The following is a 25,794-nucleotide window of genomic DNA, read 5'->3' as shown; positions in this document are numbered from 1 at the left end:
TTTATTCGATATATTTAGAAATAGTGGAATAAGAAATATTAAGTATTGCTGGCAAATATAAGTAAGAAATATGAGATTTTCTTAGAGTATTGTAATTTTACCAATAGAGAGATTAGCACAAAGTTTATATGTTATTGTGAGAATATATCAAGATATGAAGAAGTATGTTATTTTATCATTAGCAGTGATAGTTGTTGGTATTATATTTGCATCGGAATTATTTCCAATAGCTAATATAATATATACTTCACTATTTCCTGGACATGATATTACATTAATTATTGCAGGTAAGCGCGGGCTAATACGTGGTTTCAAAATTTGCGCATACATGTTTTACCCTACTCCGCAAGGTACTAAGTTTATCAAAGTATTCAATTCCAGTAGTTGCACAATATCAATTCCTCTAAAGAATTTATTAACCCCAGCTAAGGCATGGTACTCATTATACTCCTACCACATAATGCCATCACTATTAGGCGCAGTAATACACGTTAAACAATGTGGGAATAAAGTGAAGATTATAACTCAACCGTTCGCAATAACAATTAACGTATCAAACGTAATAAATTGTAAAGGCTTTACTTACACGATAATGTTCAACAACCCAATTGTAAAAACTATAGAAGTAAAGCCGGAATGCACAACTACAGTAACTTATACTCAAAAATGCTTAATAACTCCAGAAGGTTGCGGAGCTATTGTAGTAACTCCCCACATTCTAGGTTGGTATCCCAACAGTTCATCGTGCAAACCAATAGCAATAGCAACGTTTGTAGGGCCATCGGAAATAAGATGCTACGTTGCTCATATGTGTGCTATAATTGCTAGTGAATCCTCTAGTAATGATTATGTTGGATTTTATATTTCCCAACCTAACTTGAAGTATAACCCTATTAGAGTTACAGTCCCAGGGCCGTCAATAACATTAGATGATGTAAACTTTCAAGTAAAAAGCTCTGCTAATTATTGTATACATAAGGCTGACTATTGTAATGCTTTTCAAATTTATATAAAGGGTCAAGTTGCTTGGGTTAATTGGACTGTTTGCTACGAAAATCCTCGTGATTACTTTCATCCATTCCAAATTATATGCTATTATTATCAAGTAATGTTGACTAGGATAGTTGCTTGTAAGAACGGCTGTGCTGTTGCTCCTAAACTTTACGTTTATGCTACGCACATTAATATTTGTTGCTCTAGAAGCGGCGGTGGTGGAGGAGGGCCTTGTCGCCCTAAACTTGAGTCTAACCTTGCTTCTAATTTGAGTACATACTTCCCAGCACCAGTAAACTTTACTAATCTAGTTAAACTAGCATGCCTAAGTTACTGTAAAGGTTATAGTAATAATAGTCTCGATCTTGGTCATATTTATTATTCATTCGGCATAGGAATTAATGTTGGTGCTTTAATTGCAATTGCTTCAGCTTATGATCCTGATTTAGCTCCTTTGGTTGCTCCATTAAGTACCGTAAATATTGCAGTTGGGTGGGAATCTAGCACTTCCGAAGTATCTCTTATCACATGGAATATACTTAACCAATATCCTGGTGCTAATCTGGCATTCTATTATTCCAACCTTACTGCAGAATACTGTATCAACGGAGGTCTTTATCAATTGCCTACCGGTGTATTTATTGCAAACTATACATACTAATCATTTTAAGTGACTGATTTTTTACTATAAATAATGTATGCACAATTTTTGTTAGATAATTATATTCTCTGGTTTTGTGGTGAAATTTAATGCTAAAACTTATGTAAATGCTCATCTAGAAAGTTATGAGACGATGTTGTTGCTAATAATACTAAAGCTCTCGGATGCAATATTCAATAATCAACGAAGGGACGAGAAACTTTCTAGAGCGAATTCTCTGATTTGTAGAAAAAAGGTTTCTTAAACACGATAGATAATATACATAATGCTAAAGCCAAAAACGTGGCAGAAGTCTATTTAGAAGAAGCCTAAGATTATTTGTCGAGGGAAGATTTTGTTCAAGCTTGTGAGAAGTATTATAAGGCAGCAGAGGATTTTATATTTATCTAAGGCGAATATACGAAGATGGGATTCTAGGGCGCTATTTAGGGAATCAAAGAAATTTCCGTGCGTTAGGGATTTACGGAGATCCGCTTGGAAATTACACGTTGACTGCTTTCACAATTATCTAATGGATAAAATGAAATAATGATCTTAATCTCAGACGTTAGAAAAATCCGTGACCTTATCAGATAACTTTTTTACCTTTTTGGATAAGCTATCCAAATGGATCTTTACGATGCAATTAAAGGTAGGAGAGATATAAGGAGTTATTTTAAGTCTGATCCAATCCTTGATGAAGTTCTAGCAAAGATCTTATTAGCTGCGCATTTAGCTCCATCAGTAGGTTATTCTCAGCCATGGAATTTCATCATAATTAGAGATGAGAATATAAAAAGGAAAGTTAAGGAAGAAGTTGAAAGGCAGAGGCTAAGATATAGAGAGTTACTTGACGAAGACAGGAGAAAATTATTCGATACTATTAAAATAGAAGGAATTATGGAGGCTCCAATAAATATCGCAGTGACGTGCGACCCTTCTAGATTTGGTCCTCATGTACTGGGAAGAATTACAATGCCAGAAACCTGCAATTATAGTACAGTCTTAGCAATAGAAAATCTTTGGTTAGCAGCAAGGGCAGAAAATTTAGGAATGGGATGGGTTAGCTTTCTGGATAAAAATAAAATAAAGGAAATCCTTGGCATTCCTTCAAATGTAGAATTTATAGCGTATCTAACGTTAGGCTATGTTACAAAATTTCCTGAAAGGCCGGAATTAGAAGAAAAAGGTTGGAATTATAGATTGCCTTTGTCAGAGGTAGTATTTGAGGATAGATGGGGCAATAAACCTAACGAAAAACTCTTGGAGAAATTGAATTCCGCTAAGATTTAGAATTTTCCAGACTTTAAATATTCCATTATTCCTCCAGACTTCAGTATCTCTAGCGCCATTCCGCTTATTCCTTTTCCTTGATATTTTCTTCCATTAACTTCAATTTCTCCAGTTTCAACGTTAATTCTTACTATTTCTCCTTCGTCTATTAACTTTGTTGCATCCTTTAGTGTGATTACTGGCAATCCATTATTTATTGCGTTCCTATAGAATATTCTTGCAAAGCTCTCTGCAATTATTGCCCTAACTCCTGCAGCTTTTAATGCTATTGCTGCTTGTTCCCTAGATGAGCCCATTCCGAAAACTTTTCCTGCTACAATTACTACTCCTGAGGAGGCTTTCTTGTAAAATTCTGGGTCTAGAGGCTCCATTGCATGTTGTGCTAAGTATTGCGGGTCAGTATACTTTAAGTATCTCGCAGGTATTATAACGTCAGTGTCTATTTTATCCCCAAACTTCATAACTTTTCCTTCTATTATCATGCTATCACCCTCGGATCAGTTATTTTCCCTTCTAATGCAGAAGCTGCTGCAACTGCAGGATTAGCTAAGTAGACTTTAGAGTCGTTACTTCCCATTCTACCTCTAAAATTCCTATTACTGGTTGAAACTATAGTTTCTCCTGGCCCTGCTACTCCGAAGTGGCCACCTAAGCAAGGGCCGCAAGTTCCGTAAGTTACAATACAGCCTGCATTGACTAATGTTTCTATGTAACCTAAGTCCATTGCTCTCTTGAACATTTCGTAAGATGCAGGAATTGCTATGCACCTAGTCTTTACTTTTTTATCCTTAAGTATTTTAGCTGCAATCTCTATGTCACTTAATCTACCGTTTGTGCAAGAGCCTATGAAAACTTGATCCACTTCTTTACCTTCAACTTCGTTAACACTTTTTACGTTGTCTACGCTATAAGGTGCGGCAACTAATGGTTCTAATTTGCCTAATTCTATCGTGTATTCGTCAGTATATTTTGCTCCGGGATCAGGTGTAACTAACGCGGGTTCGTACCCCCTCATTGTCTTTATATAATTTTTAGTCTCTTCATCTGGAATAAACATTAATGCGTCTGCGTTCATTTCTATTCCCATGTTAGATACTGTTGCTCTATAATCCATTGGGAATGCAGAGGGGTTTTCTACGTAAACTTCTATCGACATTCCGTTAAAGTAATCAGCCTTGAATTCTTGTAGTAACTTCAGTGCTACGTCCTTCCCGGTAATCCATTTTCCAGGTGAACCTTTTAATTCTACTTTAAAGGGAGTAGGAACGACTAGCCACGTTTTCCCAGTAATTACTGCTGCCGCAATGTCTGAGGCTCCCATTCCTTGAGCAAAGGCTCCTACGGCACCAGAAGTTGTAGTGTGGCTATCTGCAGCTACTATTACTTGACCGGGCAAGGCATATTTTTCCAGCAAAACTTCGTGCATTATTCCGAAATTAATATCGTGAAAGTTAGGCAATCCCATCTTTTTCACGAATTTCCTTATCATTACTTGTATTTCTGCACTCCTTATGTCAGGAGGCGGAGCTAAATGGTCAAATGCTATTACTATTTTGCTTTTATCAAATACTTTCTCAATTCCCGCCTTTTCCATTACTTCTATTACGTGATAGCCTGTTAAGTCGTGGAATGCTACTATGTCAGTTTTTGCTTCTATTACGTCTCCCGGAGAAACTTCTTTTCCAGAAGCTCTACTGAGAATTTTCTCTGTAAGAGTCTGAGGCATGGTTTCCAATTAAGTGAAGGGGAAAATAAATCTTAATTATTAAACAGTTCGACTTTCGGACAATTTTACGTTATTAAGTACTAAAACTCCCTTTCCCTTCTGATAGGATATAAAAACATATCCGCACTCTGGACAGACTTTTGATATTACATCTCCGTCTTTTATAACCTTCTCTTCTACAACCTTTTTACATACTGGGCACATTTTTCTAGCCATGATTTAAGGCTTCACCTTTTTTGTTAAAAGAGTTTTTACTAAATATTACCGAGAAAAATTGAGGAATTTTTATAAAAAATCTTCTAACGAAAGCGTATATTTAATGAGTACTATATTAAAGTATGGATCAAATAGATAAGAAAATCTTGTTCTACCTATTAAAGGACTATAGAACGTCACAAAGGTCAATAGCAAAAATGATAGGAATATCTTCTCCAGCAGTAAATTATAGGGTAGATAAGTTAATCCAAGATAAGGTAATTAAGAAGGTGTCACTATACGTTAATCCGAACTTTTATGGAAAATATCACGCATACGTTGCTTTTAAGAATATTAAGGACTGGGAAGGAGAGTGCGTATTTAAGGTAAATTGCCTAGAAGAAACGAATGTTTACGAAATTGAAGGTAGCAGTTTAGACGATTTAAAGAAGAAAATCGATATCATGAGCGAGAGTCTGGGTTACCCAAGGATGGTATACATTCCTAAACAACAGCCTTATAATCCTTCCAATTTCGACCTTAAGCTTGTTTCAATAATGAAGGAAGAACCCACTTTAGACACAATGTATTTGGCAGATAAAATGAAGGTATCGACTAAGACAATTAGGAGGCATATAAGGTACCTTTATTCTAGAAACTTCATTAGGCTAATTCCAGAAATTGACCTAACTAAGGCAGGTTTAATTATGTATGCAGTATTTACCCATAACGTGGAGATAGGTAGAAAATTCTTTGCTAGGCAAATGTTCAGAGAAATAAGTGATGATACTGCTGGAATATTCGTTAACGTCGGAGATTCTTTAGAGGAAGTAAAAGAGGAGTTCTTTAAGTTTAGAGAATTTGATAAGGACGCCGATTTAATGATTGCAATAGATTACTCTGTAAGTTAAGCAAATAATCCTCTAATGATATAGAGTTTTCTTCATTAACCTCCTCTTCCTTCGCTAGTTCAACTTCCTTTACTCTCCATCCAATTCCTCCTTTAAATTTTACAGCGATCAATGCTCTACCTTCCATTGGGAACATTTTCAGAAAGTCTAAAATTTTTCTAATTTGATTTTCTTCAACTTTCACTTTCTTTTGCCAAGTACTTTTAACTTCTATAGAAAGTAAAATATTACCCTTGGTAGCAAATACATCTGGCAAAGGATTAGGAGAAGAGTTGGACGTCGGAATTCTTACCGCATTAAAACCGTAATGCATAAGAAGCTTAACTAATTCCCTTTCCGCGTTTCTACCTATTGTTTTATTCACGTGAAGAGAATTGTTCAGAATGTATTAAAAGCTCTTGTCCAGGTCAATTATGCTGTCACACATGCCTATTATATCCTCGTCGTGAGTAGCTATAATTATTCCTCTCTTTTCCTCTTTTAATAGCTTAATCATTTCGTAAAATGAAAGCAAAGAATTTCCGTCCATTCCTACACTTGGCTCATCTAACGCAATCACCTTCCTACCAGAGGCATAAGCTGAGGCAATTAAGACTCTCATTTTTTCTCCGTAACTTAAAGTGTAGGGGCTCCTCTCTTCTTTATCTTTTAGATTAAAGAGCGATAATACATCCTCTCTTCCTTTAACTTCTTCCCTTACTGTAGTGCAAAAGAATTGTAAGTCAGGATTTTGAAAAATTACGTAAACTTTTCCCACTAATTGCTTTAATGTAGTTGTCTTACCTACTCCGTTCCTTCCAATTAAACAAAGTACTTCACTTTCCCTAACTTTTATCCTGGCCTTAGTAGTCTGTACGTCGAGGATTTCTTTTCCTAGCTTACTTTCAATTTTAGAAAGTTTAAATCCCCTTAATCCATGAGATTTTAAAAAATTTTCATCGTAAAGTTTTTCCTTATCGATTTCCTCTATTTTATCTTCCAGCAAGTAAACTCTATCTAGCATATCTCTTATTTCCTTAACTCTATGTTCTGCTATTAAAGTACCCTTAGGAATTATTTCCTTTACTTCGACAGTTGAGTGTTTATCTAAATTTGCAAAAGGCTCGTCGAGTAAAACGTATTCCGGCATTGAAGCTAAGGTCGTTGAAATTACAAATCTCCTTTTATAACCGTCAGAGAGCTCTAGGAATTTCTTATCGTAATACTCTCCCATGATATTCTTAACGATTTCCTCGTTTACTCTGTGATATCTAGACAAAAGTTCCACTTCTTCCTTTGCTGTTTCTGCTAAAATCTGAGAATAAGGCTCTTGCAGTACAAGAGAAACTTTACTGTAATCTTTTTCTTTACAAAAGTCTTTACCATCAAGTATAACTTGATTTTGAGAATCGCAAAGAACGGACTTTAGCAATGTTGTCTTCCCGCTTCCGTTTTTTCCCAGTAGGCCAACAATTTCTTGTTTATCTACTTCTACACTACCTTTGCTGGTAATAATAGTGAGCACGAGTATTCTTTGGCTACAAAATATTTATTAATAATGGTAATAACTCATGTAATTCCTATAAAGGGAACACGAGTGATAATGTGAATATAACCACTCCTATAGTAAGAAGTATTACGTCAGAAGTTCTAGGTTTAAAATTCCTTTTTCCAGAATAATTTCCAAAAAGCTTTACAGTATAAGCGACGTAAAGGTTTTCGGCAACTTTAATCATTTCCACTAGCAGAGGCCTTGAGATTTTTATAGGGTTGAAGCCTATCCCTCTTGCCTTTGCGTAAAATGAAACCTCTGAGGAGAGTTGAAAGAAATATGGATAATAAGCTAAAGCAATGATTATTGGCACCCCTTTCTCTCCTAATGCATCAAGAGCGGTTGACTTATCAACTAATTCTGAAATTACAAAATAAAGGTTTATGTAAGTTATGGCCCTTACGGTAAATACGTAAAGGTAAGCTTTATCAAAGTATGATAGGGCGAAATAGGAAAATACTGCTATCAGAATTTCTGCTGTGAAAATTCCCTTCCTTCTGAATAGCATTGCAATAGTAATAGCCATTGCATAAATGCCTAGAGATACATAGGTGGATAGAAATATTAGCACAGAAAAAATTACTGAATATAAAAAAGAGGTTTTCAATGTAATACCCCGGATTTTATTAGGAAATTACCCAAGTAGTAAGATACTACACCCATTATTGCTGACTCTACAAAATATATTCCGGTAAATGCCAGCATTAGATCTAAAGCGAATTGTGAGGCAGTTGAAGGTACAAATAGTACCCCAAATACTACACTGAAGACTCCTACTAAGCCACCGGCTAATGTGGTATTTATCATGACAGCCTTGAATGATCTATATCCCACAATTCTTGACACACCTTCTACTACGAGCCCTGCTACTACGAAGGTTGGAACTAGGAATATTAAACCAGATAAAGCATAAAGTAGTGCACTTATTACTAAGATGAGGAGAGGTCCGTTCTTTGCGTTTATTGCCTGGATTCCTATTGCTACTATTATTAACGGAATGGTAAGCGTTACCACTGGGTCAGTGAATATGCTAAGAGCATAAGCAGCTGTTCCTAAAGCTAATCCTGCAGCTACTGCGTAAGAAGCTACAGAAAATACTATTGCATAAATTAACTTTCTCTTATCATCTTTAGATAGTGGCATATGTAAAAATTTATTGATAAGTTTAAGAAATTTTCCCTATTTTTCTTGAGCATGGAAAATCATAATATATCCTACATATGCTAAGTAAATGAAAACTAAAAAGATTATTGCAAAATTTATTATTTTTATTATTAGCGGAGAAATATCGTATCCTCCTAGTTTTATTTTTAACCCTAAGAAGAAAATTGAAAAAGACACATATATTACTAAGGCAGAAAGTAAAATTAATCCTATTCCCATTAGTTTATACTTTATCAAGGATATCCCTCACTGCAAGTCTTATAGCTTGAGCTGAAGAATATTTTGGCAACCATCCAAAAGATTTTATTTTCGATATGTCAAGTAGCACAAACCTAACATCACCTTTCCAACCCCTACCTTCTCCTGCATCAATATAAACGTGCTTTGGGGATAATCCCATTTCCTCCTCAACTATTCTAGCTATTTCGTCCACCGTTACCCAATCGTCATTTCCTATATTAAATGAGTCGTATAAACCTTTAAAGTACTTAACTATTACATCAACTGCTGAAAGTAAATCAGTTATGTAAAGGTAGCTTTTCCTCTGTTTCCCATTGCCTAGGATTTCCAGAACTTCCTTATTTTTCCTTAACTTTTTTATGAAATCTATGACTACTCCATGAGAAACTCTACCTCCAGTAATATTTGCTAGCCTTAAAGATACACCTCTTATTCCATAATTTCTAGCATAAAAATTCAATATTTCTTCTCCTAGAACTTTAAATAAGCCGTAGTTTGAAATAGGTTTAATTTCATCAAGTTCAGTAGTAGGTATTTTTCCCTCACCGTAAACAGTTGAAGATGAAAAGAATATCACCATTTTAGCATCATATTTTCTAGCCATTTCCATTGCATTTAACGTTACTTTAACGTCGCGTTCAAAATGATCATAAATGTTTTCCATTGATGTCTTAACGTCTGGATTTGCAGCTAAATGATAAATTATTGCTTCTTTAGGGATTTCGGGATAAGCTATCCTTAAGTCCAATTTTATATTCTGAGCCTTCTCGTTGACGTAACTTCCAAAAGAATAATCGTCTATGCTTATTACGTCTTCTCCGTTCTCTATTAGATGGTCAACTAGGTGCCCTCCTATATACCCTGCTCCTCCTGTAACTACGGATGTCATAACAGAAATATGTGTATAAATTAAAGAGATTGACTATTTTATGATATAAATAACCATCTACATAAATATAATCTTGTTAATGAAAAAATTTTATAGTGAAACTATTTCGTTTCAACCATTTTATCCTACTGTGGAAAGCTTGTTTTTAATAGTGGAATGTAGAAGTTTAGCTCATGAGATTAATTCCAATAGGAATAATAGTGCTATTAATTGTTCCAATACTTTTTATGTCAATTGTTAATTCATCTGTATCAAATAATAATACCTATTACACTTTAGAGTATAGCAAGTACTCCAGTTATTTACATATTGGGAAAATGGGTATTTTATCTGCAGAAATATATAAAGTTAGCAACTCTACATATTATGGGAATTTAAGCTGTAATGACAAAAATACCTACGTTAATCGTTATACTACAATTTATACTTTAGTGACTGGAAGTACTGAAACAATAAATGGGAAGATATGTATTAATTCCTCTGCAAGTGGGAACCTGTATGTTAGAACTACCATACCTCAATTAGCTAGAATAATAGTCATTTCTGCTGATATGGAGGAAATAGTGTGGGCAGGATTTAATGAGAGTTATGTTCACACTTATTCCTATATAAATGGATCTGGCGAAGTAGTCTTACAATTCATTAATGGTACTTCAATGTCTAACATCTCAGTAGGAATTAAACAAAACTCCTCAATAATTCAATATATAAATCTCACATTAACTAAGGTTAGCGTTTCAAGTGAATCTGAATATAGCTCGTCTTTTATGTTACACGTTCAAATGCCAAGAAAATACTCGCCATTAAGTGAATGCTTCCTCGTTAATGGCTCTAGTTTTTCATCTAGTGCTGAAGGCTATACTGTTACTACCGCATACTTCTATGGTAAATTAATGCCAGCTATAGAATGGAAAGGATTAGGAATAGGAAACTTAAATTTAGGATTACGTGCTCCAATGAGCGGTAGGGTTAACTTCACTACTTTAGAATTTTACGGAATTAACGGAACTACAGTTGGATATGTTCATTCAGCTTATATAAATGCAGAATATCATGGAATTTTTGAAGATTCCTCCTTTATAGCAGGAGAACTACTCATAGTTCATATAATTAATGCACCTGCATTAGCAAAGCCTTCACTAATTTCGGTAATTTATCATCAAGGAGTACCAGTAATTCTAGGTATATGTACAAATAACACTGTAGAAACCACAGCTAATGTTGTTATACAACACCAAGTTTATGTAAACCACGCTAAAGGTTTACTTTTAATGCTATCCTTAAACTCCTCAGCGTTTTATGTAAGCGTTATACATTCTACTATAGTCAATGTAACTATTGTAAAGCCTACTGCGGTAGTGGTAAGTAATGTTACTATACAAGGAAAAAGTTACTTAGCACAGATTGTAAATATTTCCGCTAGCGGTTACGTTACTTTTAACGTTAGTAAAGTAAGTAATGAGAACTTCGTAGTATTTGAACAGGAGAGCAATGGTTCTTTAGTAGAGTTGAATTCTTGTGACTATTTCGTAGTAAATGGTACTATCGTAGTGTTCACTGATCCTGCAAGTACTTACTTAATAGTTTATGGATATACCCCAACATCGTCAACAAGTAGCTCTCCCTCTCCATCAGCAATAACCTCACCATCACCCTCGTTTAGCAATACTGAAATTTTAGGAATAGCTATAGTAATCATTATACTAATTATAGCCGTAATTATGGTAATTGCAAGAAAGAAATAAGGAATTTCTTTCCTTTTTTATTATTCAAAAGAGATTTTTTGTTCTATATGGTATTTTAGAATTTTCCTTTATTACCTTCCTTTATGAGTATATATTTATGAAAGCAATAGTAGTTAAACCTCACCAGCCTGGAATGGAAGTAAAAGATGTAAATATTGAAGAAAAAGTAGGCAAAGGTCAAGTGCTAGTTAAAACTCTTTATACTGGAGTCTGCGGAACTGATAGAGGTATTGTAGGAAATAAATTATCATTCACAAGACCTCAAGAAGGTTGGAGCGAATTAATTCTAGGTCATGAGGCGTTTGGACAGGTTAAGGAAGTAGGAGAAGGAGTGAAAGAGCTGAGGAAAGGAGATTATGTAGTTCCAGTTGTTAGAAGAGGTTGCGGAGTTTGCCTAAATTGTAAAATAGGTAAACAAGACTTTTGCGAAACTGGAAATTTTGTTGAGGCAGGAATAAGAGGTAAAAACGGGTTTATGAGAGAAGAATTCGTCGATGACGAAATTTATCTAGTAAAAGTTCCTGAAGCAATAAAAGATATAGCAGTCTTAACGGAGCCATTATCAAACGTAGTTAAAGCGATAGAGGAAGTAATGCATATACAACAAAGGATGGTATGGAATTGTGAAGACGGTGCCTACGATTGCAGGAATGCTTATGTAGTTGGTACAGGTCCGATAGGGACTTTCTTCTCTTTACTTTTAAGAACATACGGCTTTAATGTTTACATGTTAAATAGAAGAGATCCTTCGCCCGCAGAAGAATACGTTTCTACCAGAATTGAGGCAGAATTCGTTAATACTACTAAGGGAGTTGATCATCTTCCTAAGGCAGACATTATTGTCGATACGAGCGGTTTTCCTTCAGCTTTCGTTCCTTTAATGCATAAAATGAACAAGAATTCTATCTTAGTTTTATTTGGTACTCAAACTGGGGATAAAGTGCAAATTGATGCCGATCTTGTAACTTTCATGGTTGAGAATAATATAGCTGTTGTAGGTAGCGTTAATGCAAATAAGTGGCACTTCAAATCTGCGGTGAATTATCTTACCATGTGGAAGGAAAAATACGGAGATTTACTTAATAGGATGATAACTACTGTGGTTACTCCAGAAAATGCAAAGGAAATTTTGGAAAATAAACCTAAAGGTGAGATAAAGTCAGTCATAAAATGGTAATGTTTTTTAAGAAAGTATAAGTATATTTATACGATATAATATGGTTGAAACACAAGAGATTAGCGAACAAAAACTTGAGGAAAAAGCAGATTATAACATGAGGTATTATTCTTATTTGTTTAAGCTTAGTAAAGAGAATCCCGCAAAATTCTGGGGCGATTTAGCTCAAGGATTAATAACTTGGTTTGAGCCCTGGAAGGAGACAATGAAGCAGGAAGATCCTTTAACTAGGTGGTTTATAGGAGGTAAGCTTAATGCCTCTTATAATGCCGTAGATAGGCACTTAAATTCACCTAGGAAATTTAAGGCCGCAATAATATGGGAAAGTGAAAGAGGAGAGAGGAGAATAGTAACTTACCAAGACCTCTTTTATGAAGTAAATAGATGGGCTAACGCACTTAGAGAACTAGGAGTAAAGAAAGGAGACAGAGTAACAATTTACATGCCATTAACTCCTGAAGGAATATTTGCGAAGCTAGCTTGTGCAAGGCTTGGTGCAATACATAGCGTAGTTTTTGCAGGCTTCGGTTCTCAAGCTCTTGCTGATAGAATTGATGATGCAAAGGCAAAGGTAGTAATAACTGCAGATGCATATTATAGAACTGGAAAACTAGTAGAATTAAAGAAGATAGTTGACGAGGCATTAGATAGGTTAGGAGATAAATCTCCAGTATCTAAGGTTTTAGTCTATAGAAGAACTGGAGTAGAAATTCCATTTAAGGAAGGAAGAGACGTGTACTTTGATGAGGTGGGCAAATATAAGTATATAGAGCCAGAGCCCATGGACTCTAACGATCCCCTCTTTATCTTATATACCTCAGGAACTACTGGAAAGCCTAAAGGAATAGTTCATTCCACTGGAGGGTATTTAGTAGGAACTGCAACAATGCTTTTATGGAGTTACGGTCTAAGTCAGGAGAACGATGTATTATTTAATACCTCAGATATAGGTTGGATTGTAGGCCATTCTTACATAACTTATGCTCCGTTAGTTATGGGAAGGACAGTAGTAATATACGAAAGTGCACCTTACTATCCATATCCTGATAAGTGGGCAGAGATTATAGAAAGATATAAAGCAACAACATTTGGGACTTCCGCCTCAGCATTGAGAGCTTTCATGAAGTATGGAGACGACTACGTTAAAGCTCACGACCTCTCTTCTTTAAGAGTGATAGTAACTAATGGTGAAGTGTTGAATTACTCTCCATGGAAGTGGGGATTAGAAGTTGTTGGAGGAGGCAAAGTCTTTATGTCTCATCAGTGGTGGCAGACGGAAACTGGAGCACCAAACTTAGGTTATTTGCCGGGTTTAGTTTACATGCCGATGAAATCTGGTCCAGCCTCTGGTTATCCATTGCCCGGTAACTTTATAGAAGTTTTAGACGACCAAGGAAATCCTACTAAGCCTAGGGAAAGAGGTTATCTAGTAATGAAACCTCCGTTCCCACCATATATGATGATGGGTATGTGGAATGATCCAGGAAACGAGAGGCTTAAGAAAACTTACTTCTCCAAATTCCCTGGAATTTATTACCCAGGAGATTATGCAATGATTGACGAAGACGGCTATGTTTGGGTATTAGGAAGAGCTGATGAGACAATAAAGGTTGCAGCGCATAGAATAGGTTCAGGAGAAGTAGAATCTGCAATAACTTCTCATCCAGCAGTAGCAGAGGCAGCAGTTGTAGGTCTTCCAGACCCAGTAAAAGGAGAAGAAGTTCATGCGTTCATAGTCTTAAAGGAAGGATATACTCCTTCGGACGAGTTGGCTAAAAATATTCAAAATCACGTTAGGGAAGTAATGGGACCTATAGTTACTCCTAAGATTCACTTCGTTGATAAACTACCTAAGACTAGGTCAGGTAAAGTAATGAGAAGAGTAATCAAGGCCGTAATGATGGGATCTTCAATAGGAGATATTTCAACTATGGAAGATGAGGCATCAATGGAAGAAATAAAGAAGGCTGCAGAGGAATTTAAGAAAGAAGTTTCAAAGCAATGACGAGATTTTTCTTCTTTCTTTCTATTTCTTCTTTCATTTTATAAAAGGTTGATAATGTTAAATTAGCTTAAAAATTGCTTATTTTAAGTCCGTCAATTTCGCAGTTAATCTATAATTTTGGTAAAACATGAATAAAAGTAACTCTCCGTTGTATTAACACTGAATATATCTATGTGCAAAATACAGATAAGTTTTTAAGAAAGTTCATTTTGAAAGTTTAATATGTCTAGCAGTAAAGGAGAAGTTGGCGGAGCGAAAGATTATGGAAAAACTTCAGACAAGCTCTTAAGAAGGAGTTTAAATAAATGGGAATTACTATTTTTATCAGTAGGAGGAGTAATAGGTTCAGGTTGGTTATTTGGAGCGTTATATACTGCAGCTTATGCAGGTGGTGCAGGAATACTCTCATGGATAATTGCGGGAATTCTAGTAATGTTTGTTGGATTAGCATACGGTGAATTAGGTGCCGCAATACCAAAATCTGGAGGAATTGTAAGATATCCTCACTATACTCACGGCGGAGTTGCAGGATATATAATAACATGGGCATACTTCTTATCTGCTGCATCTGTCCCTGCAATAGAAGCGACAGCAACAATTACTTATTTATCAGCACTTGTTCCGGGCTTAATATATCCGAATGGAGTATTAACTCCTCTAGGAATTTTGTCTGCATATATAATCCTAATATTGTTCTTCCTCCTTCAGTACGCAGGAGTCGGAATACTAGGTAAAGTTACTCATGGAGTGGGCTGGTGGAAAGTAATTGTTCCGGCACTTACGGTTATATTTTTAATAGCATTTTATTTCCATCCTGCTAACTTTACAATGGGCGGAGGCTTTTTCCCTAGTGCGCCAATGAACGCCTCAGGATTTTCTGGCTTTGCACCAGTACTTTATGCAATACCTACTACTGGGGTTATATTTTCATACCTAGGATTTAGGCAAGCAGTAGAATATGGAGGTGAAGGAAAGAATCCTCAGAAAGACATTCCGTTTGCTGTAATTGGAGCTCTAGTAATAGGACTAATACTTTATACCTTACTTCAAGTAGCATTTACGGGAGCAATAGATTGGTCTTCTGTAACTGTTCAAGTAGGTAATGCAACAGAACCAGTGACTCCAGGGAATTGGACTGCATTAGCGCATTCTAACTTAGTTAGTGGTCCCTACTATACAATAATGACTACTGCAAAGGTTTTTGGTCCTATAGCATCACTATTTGCAATTTGGAGTTATATTCTATTAATTGATGCAGTACTCTCTCCAAGCGGGACTGGTTGGATTTATCTAGGAACTTCTGGAAGGACAGTTTACGGCTTCGCTACTAATGGGTATTTACCTGGACTCTTCTTAAAGATTGGCAGAACGAAGGTTCCAGTTATAGCTTTAATTACTGCAACAATAATTGCAGCTATATTCATGTTACCATTCCCATCTTGGGAATCCTTAGTAGGCTTCATCTCTTCTGCAACAGTCTTTACTTATATAATGGGTGGAATTGGACTAGAGACGTTAAGAAAAACCGCTCCAGACTTAAAGAGGAACTTTAAATTACCTGCGGCGAAAGTAATTGCTCCAATAGCTACATTAGCTTCTGGGCTAATAGTATATTGGTCAGGGTTTTCAACACTATTCTACGTAGTGACCGCAATATTCTTAGGTTTTCCTATATTCTTCGGATATTATGCTGTAAGGTTAGGAGTTCCTAAGAAGATAGCTTATCCATTAGGAGTTGTAGACTTGGTAGTAATTTTACTTACTGCTTATGACTTCTATACTGCGACTTCTGGACTTTCTGCAGGTAATACCACTGCTTTAATACTTTATACTATCATAATGGTAGGAGTTTCACTAGCAAACATTGCGGTCCTATGGAGCTTTAGTAACGAAGATGTCAAGGAAGAGATAAAAGCTAGCTATTGGATATTCGCATTTATATTTGCAATATTCTTATTATCTTATTTCGGAGCACTAGGATTAAATCCAATAATACCCTTCCCGACTGATGTTATAATAGCTGCTATAGTAGTTTTAATATTCCATTATATAGCAGTAAAATCTGGATTTAGAACGGATGCTATAGAGGAAATAATTGAAGAAACTAGGGAACCATAAGACTTTTTTCCTCTAAAATTAAAGATTTTTTAGCCGCGGGCTAGAGTGCCTATTAAGGCTTCTGTGAAAGCCCTTTGTTCCCTACGGCTTTTGACCTCGCTTCTTCTAATCCCTTATAATTAATCTCTAAATGTCTTCTTAGAATTTCTCCTTGAGTCCCTCCAAGGTCTATATCTACACGTTGGTTACTCTTTATTTGCTCTAAATGCTCTAAGAGGTGAGATGAGGAAGTGAAACCTCCATGAGATAAGCCAACTACTCTAGGTTTTAGGGAAATTTGGAACTCTAAGCTAGAAATATACTTCTCTAAATCTAAGGGCGGAGGAGTAGTGGGGAAAGGAATTCCGTTATATCTACCTCCTGCAGAATCTCCAGTATAAAGCACATCTCCAATCATTACTGAAATATGGTGCTTAGCGTGGCCGGGAGTGTAAAATATCCTCATCGTATTTTTCCCTATCTTTATCTCTTCTCCTCCTTTCACTTCTAGGATATCTCCATTAATTGGTTTAACTTCCCCGTAAATGTCCACTAGCTCTCCTAGGATTTGCCTTGCTGTCTTATTTATCTTATCTGGATTCTCAAGGTATTTCTTGTAACCTTCATAAACTAGTATTTTAGGCTTATAGGTCGAAACTATATCTGGAATTAAACCTATATGATCAATGTGAAGATGCGTGATTACTAGGTAATCAAGTTTATCGAGAAAACTAACGTCCATTATGCTATTTGCTACTCCTCCGTCTATCATTACTACCTTCTCATCACATATAACGAAGGAATATACCAATTCTGGAAATTCTATAGGCCCAGAGGGTACTGCGTGAATTCCTTTGCACGGCAAAGAATTTCTCCTCATTAGTTATCCTATTTTCTTGATTTTAACGTTACCTTTCTCGTCTTGATGAACGTAAAACTTTACGTTCTTCTTTTTCTATAAGAAGGTATAATTTTACAAAAGATTGAAAGCCTCCAGAAGGGGCGGGGATGTTGATAATTTAAATATCTCTTTTTCTTAGCATCTCTTAGTGACACTAACGACGCTCCTTGCTGAATGGGACTGTGGGAGGAGCAACCGGTATCTCCCTTTAAGGGACTAGAGCTTAGCGATGAAAGTTCCCTCTCTGGCTATCCCGACTGCTAAATGAGACCCGAATCGATGGTGGGAACCCTCGCCCTTTAGGGCGGGGAGGAAGTCAGATGGTTAAGTATTATTAGCTTTTAACAAGGTTAATTAGAAATCTATAAATGAATATACGTAGGAAATTTTAATCTCGATTTCAAAAGTAATGTATGTCATTAGATCCTCTATTTAGACCAAAATCAATAGCGGTAGTAGGAGCTTCAAGGAATAGAGAAAAGATAGGCAATATAATTTTGAGAAACCTAATCGCTACCTACAGAGGGAAAATTTATCCCGTAAATAATAAGGCAGAAGAAATAGAGGGAATGAAATCTTATAAAACATTGAAGGAAATTCCTGGAGACGTAGATTTAGCTATTATTTCAGTACCAAGGCAGTTTGCTGTAGAGGTAATGGAGGACGCCGTTGAGAAAGGAGTAAAAGCTTCAATTGTTATAACTTCTGGCTTCAGGGAAGTAGGAGATGAAGGAGCTAAGCTTGAGGAGGAATTAATATCTACAGCCAAAAAGGGAGGAATAAGAGTTTTAGGACCAAATACAATGGGTCTAATTTCTCCGGACTTTAATGGTACCTTTGCTTATGCCAATGTTCCAAGGGGAGAAATAGCTTTAGTAGTTCAAAGCGGTGGAATAGGAGCTTACATGTTAGATTGGGCTCAAAGAACAAGAACCGGGATAAGCTTTTTAGTTAGCATGGGCAATCAGGCAGACGTAAAAGAATACGAAGTAATTGACTACTTATCCAGAGATCCAGAAACTAGAGCGATATTTGTTTACCTTGAGGGCGTTGCAGACGGTGAGAAATTTCTCGACGTTATTCCTGACGCGGCCTCAAGAAAGCCTGTAGTTTTTATAAAAGGAGGGGCTACAGCAAAAGGTGCTGAGGCAGTTAAGACTCACACTGGTAGTTTAGCGGGCTCATATGAAGTCTTTAAGGCTGCAATAAGGACTGTCGGAGGAATATTTGTAGAGGACTTAAGCGACTTCCTTAATCTAACAAGGTTTGTAACTTCTTCTGAACCAATAAAAGGAGATATTCTAGTAGTGACGAACAGTGGAGGTCACGGAGTATTGACTTCTGATGCGATTTCAAGGAACGGGTTAAATATGGTTGATATACCGGATAGAATAAAGGACGAACTTAGGAAAATACTACCTGTAACCAGTTTGCCGAAGAATCCTTTGGATTTATCTGGTGATGCAGGAAGAGATAGATATGCAGAGGCAATGAAAATTGTGCAAGACCTCGATTGTACAAAGCTTGTAATTGTTCAATCTTTACCGGTAGTGAGCTGTAGTGAAGTTGCTAAGGTTTTGTTGAATTATAAGGGTAAAGGGGTAGTCGGAGTAATGATGGGTGTTGATGAGGATTCTGCATTAAGAATACTAGAGTCTGCATCAATTCCGGCTTTTAATTTCCCAGAGGCAGCAGTTAGGGCAATAAGGTACTTAACGTCAAAGCCGAATCCTAGAAAGAAAATAAGGGTTGCACAGCCAATTTCCTCTGCAGTAGAACTTACTAAAGGCAAAGAGTATCTAGCGGACTATGAGGCACTGAAGTTAATGGAAATATATGGAATAAAAACTCCTAAATGGGGTATTGCACAGTCGGAAGAAGAGGCGCAAAGAGTTGCCGACAGTATTGGTTATCCTGTTGTAATGAAGATTTCCGCAGATAAGCCCTTGCATAAGACTGAAATGAAAGGCGTTGCAATGAACGTTGAGAAGGACATGGTAAAGAGCGTATATAAACAACTTTCACAAATAACTAAGAGAGTAATGATTCAAGAGCAATTAACCGGACTAGAGGTGTTTGTAGGAGGTTTAAAGGATCCAGTGTTTGGCCACACGGTTCTCGTAGGCAGTGGAGGAATCTACGTCGAAGTTTTAAAGAACGTTAGTTACGGAATTTCTCCGGTCTATGAGGACGAGGCTTTAGAAATGCTTAAAGAAAGTAAGGTTCATGATATGTTAACTGCAAGGAAAAGAGGATATGATGAAGGTTCGTTAATAAGGACAATAGTTACTGTATCTAGAATGATAGTAGACCTCAATATCAAGGAAATGGATATTAATCCGTTAATTGTTAACGAGAATGGAGCGTTCGCAGTTGATGTAAGAATTTTATTTTAATAGTCTCTTTTTATATTGATGTACTCATTAAATTTTACGAGAGAGTGGGATTCTGCCCTTTTCGAGTTTACGAAGCTCTTGAGGGAAAGGTTAGGGAATAACCTTGTTATGATCATTGGTTTAGATGAGAACGAGAAAGTTTACGATAGTAATGTTCTTGTTGTTGTTAGGAGTAAGACTGATGACGTTATTATGAGCATTGCTGACGTGGCTTTAGATGTTAATTCTAAGTATAACTGTTCAATAAACTTCCACGTAATCCAGAATGGATAAAGTTGACATACTATTAAAGGAAGCAGAAATAGATGTAAAAAACGGTTGTTATAATAAAGCAGTTTCAGCTTCATATTTTGCAGTGAGGATGGAAATTGAGAAATTAGCTAAAAAGCTTAGAACAACTATTCCTAAGAGAGATGATAAATTAATCAACATTCTAAAGCATTTAGGCAAGGACGAATTAGCAAAGGAATCCTTATATTTATATGAGAGAAGAAAGGACGCAGATTATGGTTATGAAAGCTTAAAAGAAGATCTCGCAATAAAATGCTTAGAACTTTCGAAATATTTAGTTCAAGAAATTAGGAAATTAACTCAATCTTTATGAACTTTCTTAAGCTCTCTTTCATACACATTAAACAGATCGTCCAAAGTTACTACTCCTATTAGTTTACCTTTTTCTACAACTGCAACCCATCTGGATTTCGTTCTTGTTATTATTTCCCACGCATTTTCAATATTGGAATTAGGAGTAACATAAGGAATTCCTCTCACTGTATATTCAATGACTTTCCCTTGTTTATTAACTATGTCCCTATAAAACACTGCTCCTACAAAATTTCCTTCATTATCTACAACTGGGAGGGATAAATAGCCTTCTTCTTCCATTAACTTTTTCGCATTAGTTACGTTTTCGTTCTCATTTATCCTTAGCTCAGTAAATGGCACTTCACTAACTTTTATGTTCTCCATTATTGGAACCTCGTACTCGCTCCTATGAGCTGGAGAATCTCTCCTGGTAGGGTATTGGGCAGGATATAAAGTATACTTCCCGGAAATTACGTAAGCTAACGCAACAGCTATCATTTCTCCGGGCAATAATTGGAGAGATGAAGTCATTTCAGTTATTATTACCATTACAGACAGTGGAGCCTTTGCGGGAGCGCCGAACATTGTAAGCATTCCTATTACTACAAATGGAGCTATTACTGGGACAACGTTGGGAAACAGATCGTGTACTATTAAACCGTAAGATGCACCTATGAATGCACCTATTTCAAAAGCTGGAGCTTCTATTCCTCCTGAACCGCCGCTACCAATAGTAAGTGATGAGGCAAGCATTTTAACTAAACCTACCAAAAGGAGGAAAATACAAGGTAAAGAAGAGAAGGGTATAACTCCAAATTCAAGCAAGTTATCCCATCCATATCCCGTACCCATTACTTCTGGGAAGATCAAGATTAGTAAGCCTACTAGAACTCCACCTATTGCGGGCTTTATTTCATTCCTTATTTTCATTTTCTTAAATACCAACGTAATCGTAGAATAAATTTTTACAAATAATATTGAAAATAACCCTATTATGACTCCTAATAAAGCGTAAAATGGCAAACGAAGGGGTGAAAATTGGAAAGGATAAAGTCCAAATATAGGTTGAAAGCCCACATATGAACCGTAAATTGAATAAGCAATTGCTGAGGAAATCATTGAAGGCAAGATAACGTCCGGCTCTAAATCTCGTCTGTAGAGTATCTCAGCAGATAATAATGCTCCTCCTATAGGCGCTTTGAATATTGCTCCAACTCCAGAGCCTATCCCTACAGCTACTGCTCTTCTCATATCCTCGGGAGTTAAGTCAAAAAGTTGGGCAATAGTTGAGGCCAAAGATCCACCTATTAGTCCCATGGGGCCTAAATCTCCTGCGCTACCTCCAGAGCCTAAAATAATTGTGGACGTAAAAAGCTCTACAAAGGCCACTCTTTTTCTCATTTTACCTTGTAATTCATGATAAACAGTTATTGCGAAATCAACTCCGCCACCTGCAGTCTCTGGAGAGATTCTGTATATGATAATGCCAGCTATCAGGCCTCCGAGTCCAACTATTGCGGGAATTAGAAAGTTAGGATGAAAAGGAGGTATTCTTAAATTTCCCCCTTCTCCTAGAGGCTTAGGGTAACTTATGTGTAAAATAATGTGAATAAAGAGTAATTGAAAAAAATCTAGGAGAATTGTAAAGGCTATAGAGAATAACCCTACGACAATACCTATTAAAGTTCCTAAGATTATCCATTTCTCAAAATAAGGTAATTTGCCGACGCTAAATTTAACCATACGTTAAATCATTAATTTAAGTCTAAAAAGTTCGCGCAAGGTATGTTTTAATTCCCTCATTCATGTAATTGTAGTACTATTGCTATTAATCATATATTTAACATATAATCCTAATACATCTTAAAATCGAAACATCTTAGTGTACTAGAATGACTTCTAATTTTTATATTCGGTATGCCTATCTATTATTATTAGGAATATGTCGATTACAATAACTATTAAAGTTGATAGAAGCATTGCAGAACTCATAGAAAAAATGATCAAACTAGGCATAGCAAAGTCCAAAAATGAGGCGGTGAATTTACTTATTGAATATGGAAAAGCTGAGATAGGAAAAAAGATTAGAGAAGAGGAAAAGATAGAGGAACTAGTTAACAAATGGCTTAAAGAAGGTTTTCCGTATAAGCACTTAGACACCTCAGATCTAAGGGAAGAAAGATATGGATAATTTATTTTATGTAGATATTAACATTATTATCCTATTATAAATATCAAAAATTTATAGTATAAAACGTTCTCTTACATTTTAGTCTGTGAGTGTAGGCCTAAATTCTTAATATGTTCTAATACTCTTGGAATGTTTATCCGCATAGGACAAACTTCCTTACAGTTGCCTGAATGAACACAATACATTGCAGGCTTTGCATCGCCCTTGACTATATAAGACCACATTGCACCCATTGGTCCACTATAAGGCGGATCTCCCCAAATATTTCCAATTGCTCTATATATTGGACAGTGAAAATGACATCTTCCACATCTAATGCAAAGTAAAGCTTCTCTCAACACACTATCTTTATTGGCTTTCACTCTCCCGTTATCTACCAATATTAGGTGAAATTCTTTAGGACCGTGAGCCGGTCTTACTCTATTATGTTCTATATCTGCTGTAGAACTGGGCCCAGAAGTTAAATTAACGTATGTTGGCGGATAAAGTCCGGCATAAGCTGACTGAACTAAAGGTTCTATCATTGCATCAGCCAAAGTTGGTAGAATTTTCTCGACTCCTGCTATAGCTATATGAATCTGAGGAGCAACAGTTGTGAACCTTATGTTCCCCTCATTTTCAACTAACAGCACTGACCCAGTATCTGCAGCTATTGCATTAGCTCCAGTTATTCCTACGTCTGCCTTAACAAATTTGTCTCTCAAGAATTTCCTCACTACTGCAACCATGTCCTCAACTTTAGAATTTTCATCAACTCCTCCAAGTTTCTCCTTTAAGAGCTTACCTACACTTTCCTTGGTCATGTGAATTGCCGGGGCTATTATATGGGAAGGCGGTTCATTAGCTTGTTGTATTAAGAATTCTCCTAAGTCAGTTTCCCAAACCTCGTTTCCTAAACTTTCCAGGTATTTCCTTATTCCTAATTCATAAGCAACCATTGATTTGCCCATTACAACAATCTTACCTTTTCCTACAATTTTCCCGACAATTTCTTGAGCCTCTTTCTCATCGTGAACGTAATAGGCATTTCCGCCATTATTCTTAACTGACTGTAAAGTCTCTTCCACGTATTTCTCCAGATTATTTAAAACCTCAAGCTTAGCTTCTCTAAGTCTCTTAGCCAATTCCTCAACGTAAGGATGCTCGCTTAAAACCTTGTACACCTTGGGGACAGCGTTATTTATAGCCCTATTTACTGCAATATCCCAGCTCAAAATATCACCTCAGCAATGTCCATTATTTCTCCCTTAAAATGAGGCAATAAAGTAACGTAACATATTGGGCAGACTACTAGAAGTCTTTTACTTAGTTTCTCCAAATCCTTAGCCCTATTTTCAGCTATTTTCTCACTGACTTTCAGATCAACGGGTCCTAAAGGACCCCCGCAACAGGAGGAAGTATCCTTACCTGTTATCATTTCGTCTTCCACTAGTTTAATCCCAGATTTTTCTATTAACCCTCTGTATTTTTCCCTTAAGCCTAGGAACCTAGAATAAAGACAGGAATCGTGAATTGTGAATTCTCCCTCAACTTTTTTAGTATAATTTACTAGCTCTAGATAATTTACGATTTCTAAGTCGTGTTTAACGAATTCTTGATACCTAGTTAGAGCGTTGTGAGTGTGAGGGTCAACGGTTATTATCTTTTTGGCTCCTTTCTCTTTAAAGAGAGAAACAACCTTCTTTGCGTATTCTCTAAACTCCTCTAGAAAGCCCATTTCAAGTAAGATTGCCCCGCTGTAAGGTTCTTCCTCATAAAGGTATCCCGGTTTTATTCCCGATTTTTCCAAAGCTTTCACGATATTATTTAGTATTTTATAAGCCCTATCCAGCTGAGACTTTGAAGGCTTAACTAACCTTGCTAGTGGCATTAGTCCTTTAAATGAGGAAATTGAGGGAAGAAGTTTAAGGAACATTCCTACTGCAGGTTCTATTTGGTACATGCATGAGGTGTAAATAATTGTATCTCCTCCTCTAGGTAAATCTTTAGCCCACCCACTGCAAACTTTTTTGTCCACTGGGAAAGGCATGTAATATCTATTTAGGTTATCCACCAGAATTTTCCCTATCTCAGAAAGGTTATTCACATGATAAATTGTGGAAACTCATTAATAACTTAGTATCAAAACAAAGAATGTGATATTGGCAGTAGATGGTGGTGCAACTAAGACAGTAGCTTTACTTTTTGATAAGAAAAACTTTAAAATTAAAGGAATAGGATTAGCAGGATCTTCAAATTTTGCAATAATAGGAGTGAATAAAGCAGAGGAAAATTTAAGGAGAGCAATAAACGAAGCAGAAGGAGATAAGGCGGATAAAGCGGTTTTTTGTTTAGCAGGAATAGGAGATTCTGCAGAAGATACTAAAAGAGGAGAAGAAATGGTAAGAAGGATCTTCCCTAATGCTCAGGTTTATAATGATGGCGTAGGAGCTTATAGGGCTACTAACTTGTTCGAGGATGGAGGAGTTTTTGCTCCAGGTACAGGGAGTGTAGCCTTCTATCAAAAGAACGGTGAGCTTCACAGAGTAGGAGGTTGGAGTTGGATTTTTGGTGATGAAGGTTCTGCCTCTTGGATAGCTAAGACTGCTATAACATATGCAACAAGGGTAGTTGACGGAATTGAGGAAAAGAGTGAACTTCCTAAGGCCGTGGAAGAGTATTTTAAATTACCCTTTAGAGAGGCAGTAATAAAACTTTCAAAGGAGCAGGATAAGAGGCTTATTGCCAGTTTTGCGGTAATAGTTGATGAACTTGCTCAGAAAGGAGATCCTTTAGCTTTAAGAGTAATGAATGAGGCAAGCGAATATATTGCAAAGATGATTAATAGGCTAAAGAAAGAAGGCGGAAGAGTTTCAGTAATAGGTGGTGTAATGAACTCCAAAATTATTAGAGAGAAAATTTCTTCTTTAGGCGTAAGTATTTTTTATAGTTATCAAGCAGTTATTGGGGGACTGATATTGGCTGGAGTAAAGATGAGATTTGAGGAGAGAGATATCTTAGCTAAAGAGCTTACGCAGATGGTTTATAATTTACCAGAAGAAGAATTAAAAAACTATTTATTTATAAATATCAGATCAAAATATAGTGAAACTTAAATTATGCTACGTCTATTTAT

At 36.3% G+C, this 25,794-nt stretch carries 26 protein-coding genes; 13 read left to right on the top strand and 13 right to left on the bottom strand.

The genetic code is table 11. The features are described 5' to 3' along the window. The first annotated feature begins 154 nt into the window (after positions 1 to 154). The 3 genes from D1866_RS05420 (at position 155) to bluB (ending at position 2,926) form a co-directional block, all read left to right on the top strand. Positions 155 to 1,654, top strand: coding sequence for a hypothetical protein (locus tag D1866_RS05420; RefSeq protein ID WP_152942216.1), 1,500 nt, complete (start codon positions 155 to 157; stop codon positions 1,652 to 1,654). Between the two features lie 318 nt (positions 1,655 to 1,972). Then, positions 1,973 to 2,044 (top strand): hypothetical protein, encoded by a 72-nt coding sequence (locus D1866_RS05415; protein WP_152942982.1) that lies wholly within the window; start codon positions 1,973 to 1,975, stop codon positions 2,042 to 2,044. Positions 2,045 to 2,260: 216 nt separating this feature from the next. Next, positions 2,261 to 2,926, top strand: a complete 666-nt coding sequence (gene bluB, locus D1866_RS05410) for a 5,6-dimethylbenzimidazole synthase (protein ID WP_152942218.1) — start codon at positions 2,261 to 2,263, stop codon at positions 2,924 to 2,926. On the opposite strand, the gene D1866_RS05405 is transcribed toward bluB, so the two are convergent. Genes D1866_RS05405 through D1866_RS13090 form a run of 3 tightly spaced genes read right to left on the bottom strand, consistent with a single transcriptional unit; the run spans position 2,923 to position 4,868 of the window. Further along, a complete protein-coding gene (locus D1866_RS05405) occupies positions 2,923 to 3,408 on the bottom strand; it encodes a 3-isopropylmalate dehydratase small subunit (protein WP_152942220.1) in 486 nt (161 codons plus the stop codon). The two genes, bluB and D1866_RS05405, sit on opposite strands and share 4 nt — an antisense overlap. Continuing rightward, on the bottom strand, positions 3,405 to 4,652 hold the full coding sequence (locus D1866_RS05400; protein ID WP_152942222.1) for a 3-isopropylmalate dehydratase large subunit: 1,248 nt from the start codon (positions 4,650 to 4,652) through the stop codon (positions 3,405 to 3,407). Before D1866_RS05400 ends, D1866_RS05405 begins: the two co-directional genes overlap by 4 nt. A 39-nt stretch (positions 4,653 to 4,691) precedes the next feature. Next, positions 4,692 to 4,868: a hypothetical protein gene (locus D1866_RS13090; protein ID WP_170254134.1), complete on the bottom strand. Its 177-nt coding sequence runs from the start codon at positions 4,866 to 4,868 to the stop codon at positions 4,692 to 4,694. 122 nt (positions 4,869 to 4,990) lie between these two features. On the opposite strand from D1866_RS13090, the gene D1866_RS05395 reads away from it, so the two are divergent. Next, a complete protein-coding gene (locus tag D1866_RS05395; protein ID WP_152942224.1) occupies positions 4,991 to 5,758 on the top strand; it encodes an Lrp/AsnC family transcriptional regulator in 768 nt (255 codons plus the stop codon). Here the strand turns inward: D1866_RS05395 and hjc are convergent. The 6 genes from hjc to D1866_RS05365 are packed head-to-tail and all read right to left on the bottom strand — an operon-like array spanning position 5,700 to position 9,582. Beyond that, the gene (gene hjc / locus D1866_RS05390; RefSeq protein WP_155861078.1) at positions 5,700 to 6,122 is read right to left on the bottom strand and encodes a Holliday junction resolvase Hjc; all 423 of its coding nucleotides are present in this window, start codon (positions 6,120 to 6,122) and stop codon (positions 5,700 to 5,702) included. The genes D1866_RS05395 and hjc overlap by 59 nt on opposite strands. Positions 6,123 to 6,146: 24 nt before the next feature. Beyond that, on the bottom strand, positions 6,147 to 7,268 hold the full coding sequence (locus D1866_RS05385; RefSeq protein WP_196773522.1) for an ATP-binding cassette domain-containing protein: 1,122 nt from the start codon (positions 7,266 to 7,268) through the stop codon (positions 6,147 to 6,149). Positions 7,269 to 7,317: 49 nt separating this feature from the next. After that, positions 7,318 to 7,896 carry a hypothetical protein gene (locus tag D1866_RS05380; RefSeq protein WP_231136424.1) on the bottom strand — a complete coding sequence of 193 codons (579 nt, stop codon included), beginning with the start codon at positions 7,894 to 7,896 and terminating at the stop codon, positions 7,318 to 7,320. Next, positions 7,893 to 8,432 carry a hypothetical protein gene (locus D1866_RS05375; protein WP_152942226.1) on the bottom strand — a complete coding sequence of 180 codons (540 nt, stop codon included), beginning with the start codon at positions 8,430 to 8,432 and terminating at the stop codon, positions 7,893 to 7,895. Before D1866_RS05375 ends, D1866_RS05380 begins: the two co-directional genes overlap by 4 nt. A gap of 36 nt (positions 8,433 to 8,468) precedes the next feature. Further along, on the bottom strand, positions 8,469 to 8,690 hold the full coding sequence (locus D1866_RS05370) for a hypothetical protein (RefSeq protein ID WP_231136423.1): 222 nt from the start codon (positions 8,688 to 8,690) through the stop codon (positions 8,469 to 8,471). After that, entirely contained in the window at positions 8,677 to 9,582 is a 906-nt protein-coding gene (locus tag D1866_RS05365) for an NAD-dependent epimerase/dehydratase family protein (RefSeq protein WP_152942228.1), read from the bottom strand. Before D1866_RS05365 ends, D1866_RS05370 begins: the two co-directional genes overlap by 14 nt. 173 nt (positions 9,583 to 9,755) lie before the next feature. Here D1866_RS05365 and D1866_RS05360 point away from each other — a divergent pair, with 173 nt between their 5' ends. From D1866_RS05360 to D1866_RS05345, 4 genes are all read left to right on the top strand, one after another. After that, the gene (locus D1866_RS05360) at positions 9,756 to 11,327 is read left to right on the top strand and encodes a hypothetical protein (RefSeq protein WP_152942230.1); all 1,572 of its coding nucleotides are present in this window, start codon (positions 9,756 to 9,758) and stop codon (positions 11,325 to 11,327) included. 97 nt (positions 11,328 to 11,424) lie between these two features. Further along, entirely contained in the window at positions 11,425 to 12,504 is a 1,080-nt protein-coding gene (locus tag D1866_RS05355; protein ID WP_152942232.1) for a glucose 1-dehydrogenase, read from the top strand. Between the two features lie 40 nt (positions 12,505 to 12,544). Then, entirely contained in the window at positions 12,545 to 14,509 is a 1,965-nt protein-coding gene (acs, locus tag D1866_RS05350) for an acetate--CoA ligase (RefSeq protein ID WP_152942234.1), read from the top strand. Between the two features lie 222 nt (positions 14,510 to 14,731). Further along, entirely contained in the window at positions 14,732 to 16,627 is a 1,896-nt protein-coding gene (locus tag D1866_RS05345; RefSeq protein ID WP_152942236.1) for an APC family permease, read from the top strand. Positions 16,628 to 16,679: 52 nt separating this feature from the next. Here D1866_RS05345 and D1866_RS05340 read toward each other — a convergent pair whose 3' ends face one another. Continuing rightward, positions 16,680 to 17,471 carry an MBL fold metallo-hydrolase gene (locus D1866_RS05340; RefSeq protein ID WP_152942238.1) on the bottom strand — a complete coding sequence of 264 codons (792 nt, stop codon included), beginning with the start codon at positions 17,469 to 17,471 and terminating at the stop codon, positions 16,680 to 16,682. A gap of 449 nt (positions 17,472 to 17,920) precedes the next feature. Between D1866_RS05340 and D1866_RS05335 the strand changes: the two genes are divergently transcribed. The 3 genes from D1866_RS05335 to D1866_RS05325 are packed head-to-tail and all read left to right on the top strand — an operon-like array spanning position 17,921 to position 20,507. Further along, positions 17,921 to 19,903 carry an acetate--CoA ligase family protein gene (locus tag D1866_RS05335; RefSeq protein WP_152942240.1) on the top strand — a complete coding sequence of 661 codons (1,983 nt, stop codon included), beginning with the start codon at positions 17,921 to 17,923 and terminating at the stop codon, positions 19,901 to 19,903. Between the two features lie 18 nt (positions 19,904 to 19,921). Beyond that, a complete protein-coding gene (locus tag D1866_RS05330; RefSeq protein WP_196773492.1) occupies positions 19,922 to 20,176 on the top strand; it encodes a hypothetical protein in 255 nt (84 codons plus the stop codon). Further along, positions 20,169 to 20,507 (top strand): hypothetical protein, encoded by a 339-nt coding sequence (locus tag D1866_RS05325; RefSeq protein WP_152942242.1) that lies wholly within the window; start codon positions 20,169 to 20,171, stop codon positions 20,505 to 20,507. Before D1866_RS05330 ends, D1866_RS05325 begins: the two co-directional genes overlap by 8 nt. Here D1866_RS05325 and D1866_RS05320 read toward each other — a convergent pair. After that, a complete protein-coding gene (locus D1866_RS05320; RefSeq protein ID WP_152942244.1) occupies positions 20,495 to 22,231 on the bottom strand; it encodes a chloride channel protein in 1,737 nt (578 codons plus the stop codon). The two genes, D1866_RS05325 and D1866_RS05320, sit on opposite strands and share 13 nt — an antisense overlap. A 199-nt stretch (positions 22,232 to 22,430) precedes the next feature. Between D1866_RS05320 and D1866_RS05315 the strand changes: the two genes are divergently transcribed. After that, positions 22,431 to 22,679 (top strand): VapB-type antitoxin, encoded by a 249-nt coding sequence (locus D1866_RS05315; protein WP_152942247.1) that lies wholly within the window; start codon positions 22,431 to 22,433, stop codon positions 22,677 to 22,679. A gap of 71 nt (positions 22,680 to 22,750) precedes the next feature. Here the strand turns inward: D1866_RS05315 and D1866_RS05310 are convergent, their stop codons facing one another. Together D1866_RS05310 and D1866_RS05305 are read right to left on the bottom strand one after the other, a co-directional pair. Continuing rightward, a complete protein-coding gene (locus D1866_RS05310) occupies positions 22,751 to 23,896 on the bottom strand; it encodes an LUD domain-containing protein (protein WP_155861077.1) in 1,146 nt (381 codons plus the stop codon). Continuing rightward, entirely contained in the window at positions 23,890 to 24,774 is an 885-nt protein-coding gene (locus D1866_RS05305) for a heterodisulfide reductase-related iron-sulfur binding cluster (RefSeq protein WP_420809235.1), read from the bottom strand. Before D1866_RS05305 ends, D1866_RS05310 begins: the two co-directional genes overlap by 7 nt. Positions 24,775 to 24,814: 40 nt before the next feature. Here D1866_RS05305 and D1866_RS05300 point away from each other — a divergent pair, with 40 nt between their 5' ends. Continuing rightward, positions 24,815 to 25,774: a BadF/BadG/BcrA/BcrD ATPase family protein gene (locus D1866_RS05300; protein WP_152942251.1), complete on the top strand. Its 960-nt coding sequence runs from the start codon at positions 24,815 to 24,817 to the stop codon at positions 25,772 to 25,774. Positions 25,775 to 25,794 lie beyond the last annotated feature (20 nt).

Source organism: Acidianus ambivalens (assembly GCF_009729015.1).
Taxonomy (GTDB): Archaea; Thermoproteota; Thermoprotei_A; order Sulfolobales; family Sulfolobaceae; genus Acidianus; species Acidianus ambivalens.
This window is presented reverse-complemented; position numbering and strand designations above follow the sequence as displayed.

Bases quoted from the DNA above. Each gene is read 5' to 3' on its own strand.
- D1866_RS05420 (WP_152942216.1), top strand. From the start codon at position 155: ATGAAGAAGTATGTTATTTTATCATTAGCAGTGATAGTTGTTGGTATT.
- bluB (WP_152942218.1), top strand. From the start codon at position 2,261: ATGGATCTTTACGATGCAATTAAAGGTAGGAGAGATATAAGGAGTTAT.
- D1866_RS05405 (WP_152942220.1), bottom strand. From the start codon at position 3,408: ATGATAATAGAAGGAAAAGTTATGAAGTTTGGGGATAAAATAGACACT.
- D1866_RS05400 (WP_152942222.1), bottom strand. From the start codon at position 4,652: ATGCCTCAGACTCTTACAGAGAAAATTCTCAGTAGAGCTTCTGGAAAA.
- D1866_RS13090 (WP_170254134.1), bottom strand. From the start codon at position 4,868: ATGGCTAGAAAAATGTGCCCAGTATGTAAAAAGGTTGTAGAAGAGAAG.
- D1866_RS05395 (WP_152942224.1), top strand. From the start codon at position 4,991: ATGGATCAAATAGATAAGAAAATCTTGTTCTACCTATTAAAGGACTAT.
- D1866_RS05375 (WP_152942226.1), bottom strand. From the start codon at position 8,432: ATGCCACTATCTAAAGATGATAAGAGAAAGTTAATTTATGCAATAGTA.
- D1866_RS05365 (WP_152942228.1), bottom strand. From the start codon at position 9,582: ATGACATCCGTAGTTACAGGAGGAGCAGGGTATATAGGAGGGCACCTA.
- D1866_RS05360 (WP_152942230.1), top strand. From the start codon at position 9,756: ATGAGATTAATTCCAATAGGAATAATAGTGCTATTAATTGTTCCAATA.
- D1866_RS05355 (WP_152942232.1), top strand. From the start codon at position 11,425: ATGAAAGCAATAGTAGTTAAACCTCACCAGCCTGGAATGGAAGTAAAA.
- acs (WP_152942234.1), top strand. From the start codon at position 12,545: ATGGTTGAAACACAAGAGATTAGCGAACAAAAACTTGAGGAAAAAGCA.
- D1866_RS05345 (WP_152942236.1), top strand. From the start codon at position 14,732: ATGTCTAGCAGTAAAGGAGAAGTTGGCGGAGCGAAAGATTATGGAAAA.
- D1866_RS05335 (WP_152942240.1), top strand. From the start codon at position 17,921: ATGTCATTAGATCCTCTATTTAGACCAAAATCAATAGCGGTAGTAGGA.
- D1866_RS05330 (WP_196773492.1), top strand. From the start codon at position 19,922: ATGTACTCATTAAATTTTACGAGAGAGTGGGATTCTGCCCTTTTCGAG.
- D1866_RS05325 (WP_152942242.1), top strand. From the start codon at position 20,169: ATGGATAAAGTTGACATACTATTAAAGGAAGCAGAAATAGATGTAAAA.
- D1866_RS05320 (WP_152942244.1), bottom strand. From the start codon at position 22,231: ATGGTTAAATTTAGCGTCGGCAAATTACCTTATTTTGAGAAATGGATA.
- D1866_RS05315 (WP_152942247.1), top strand. From the start codon at position 22,431: ATGTCGATTACAATAACTATTAAAGTTGATAGAAGCATTGCAGAACTC.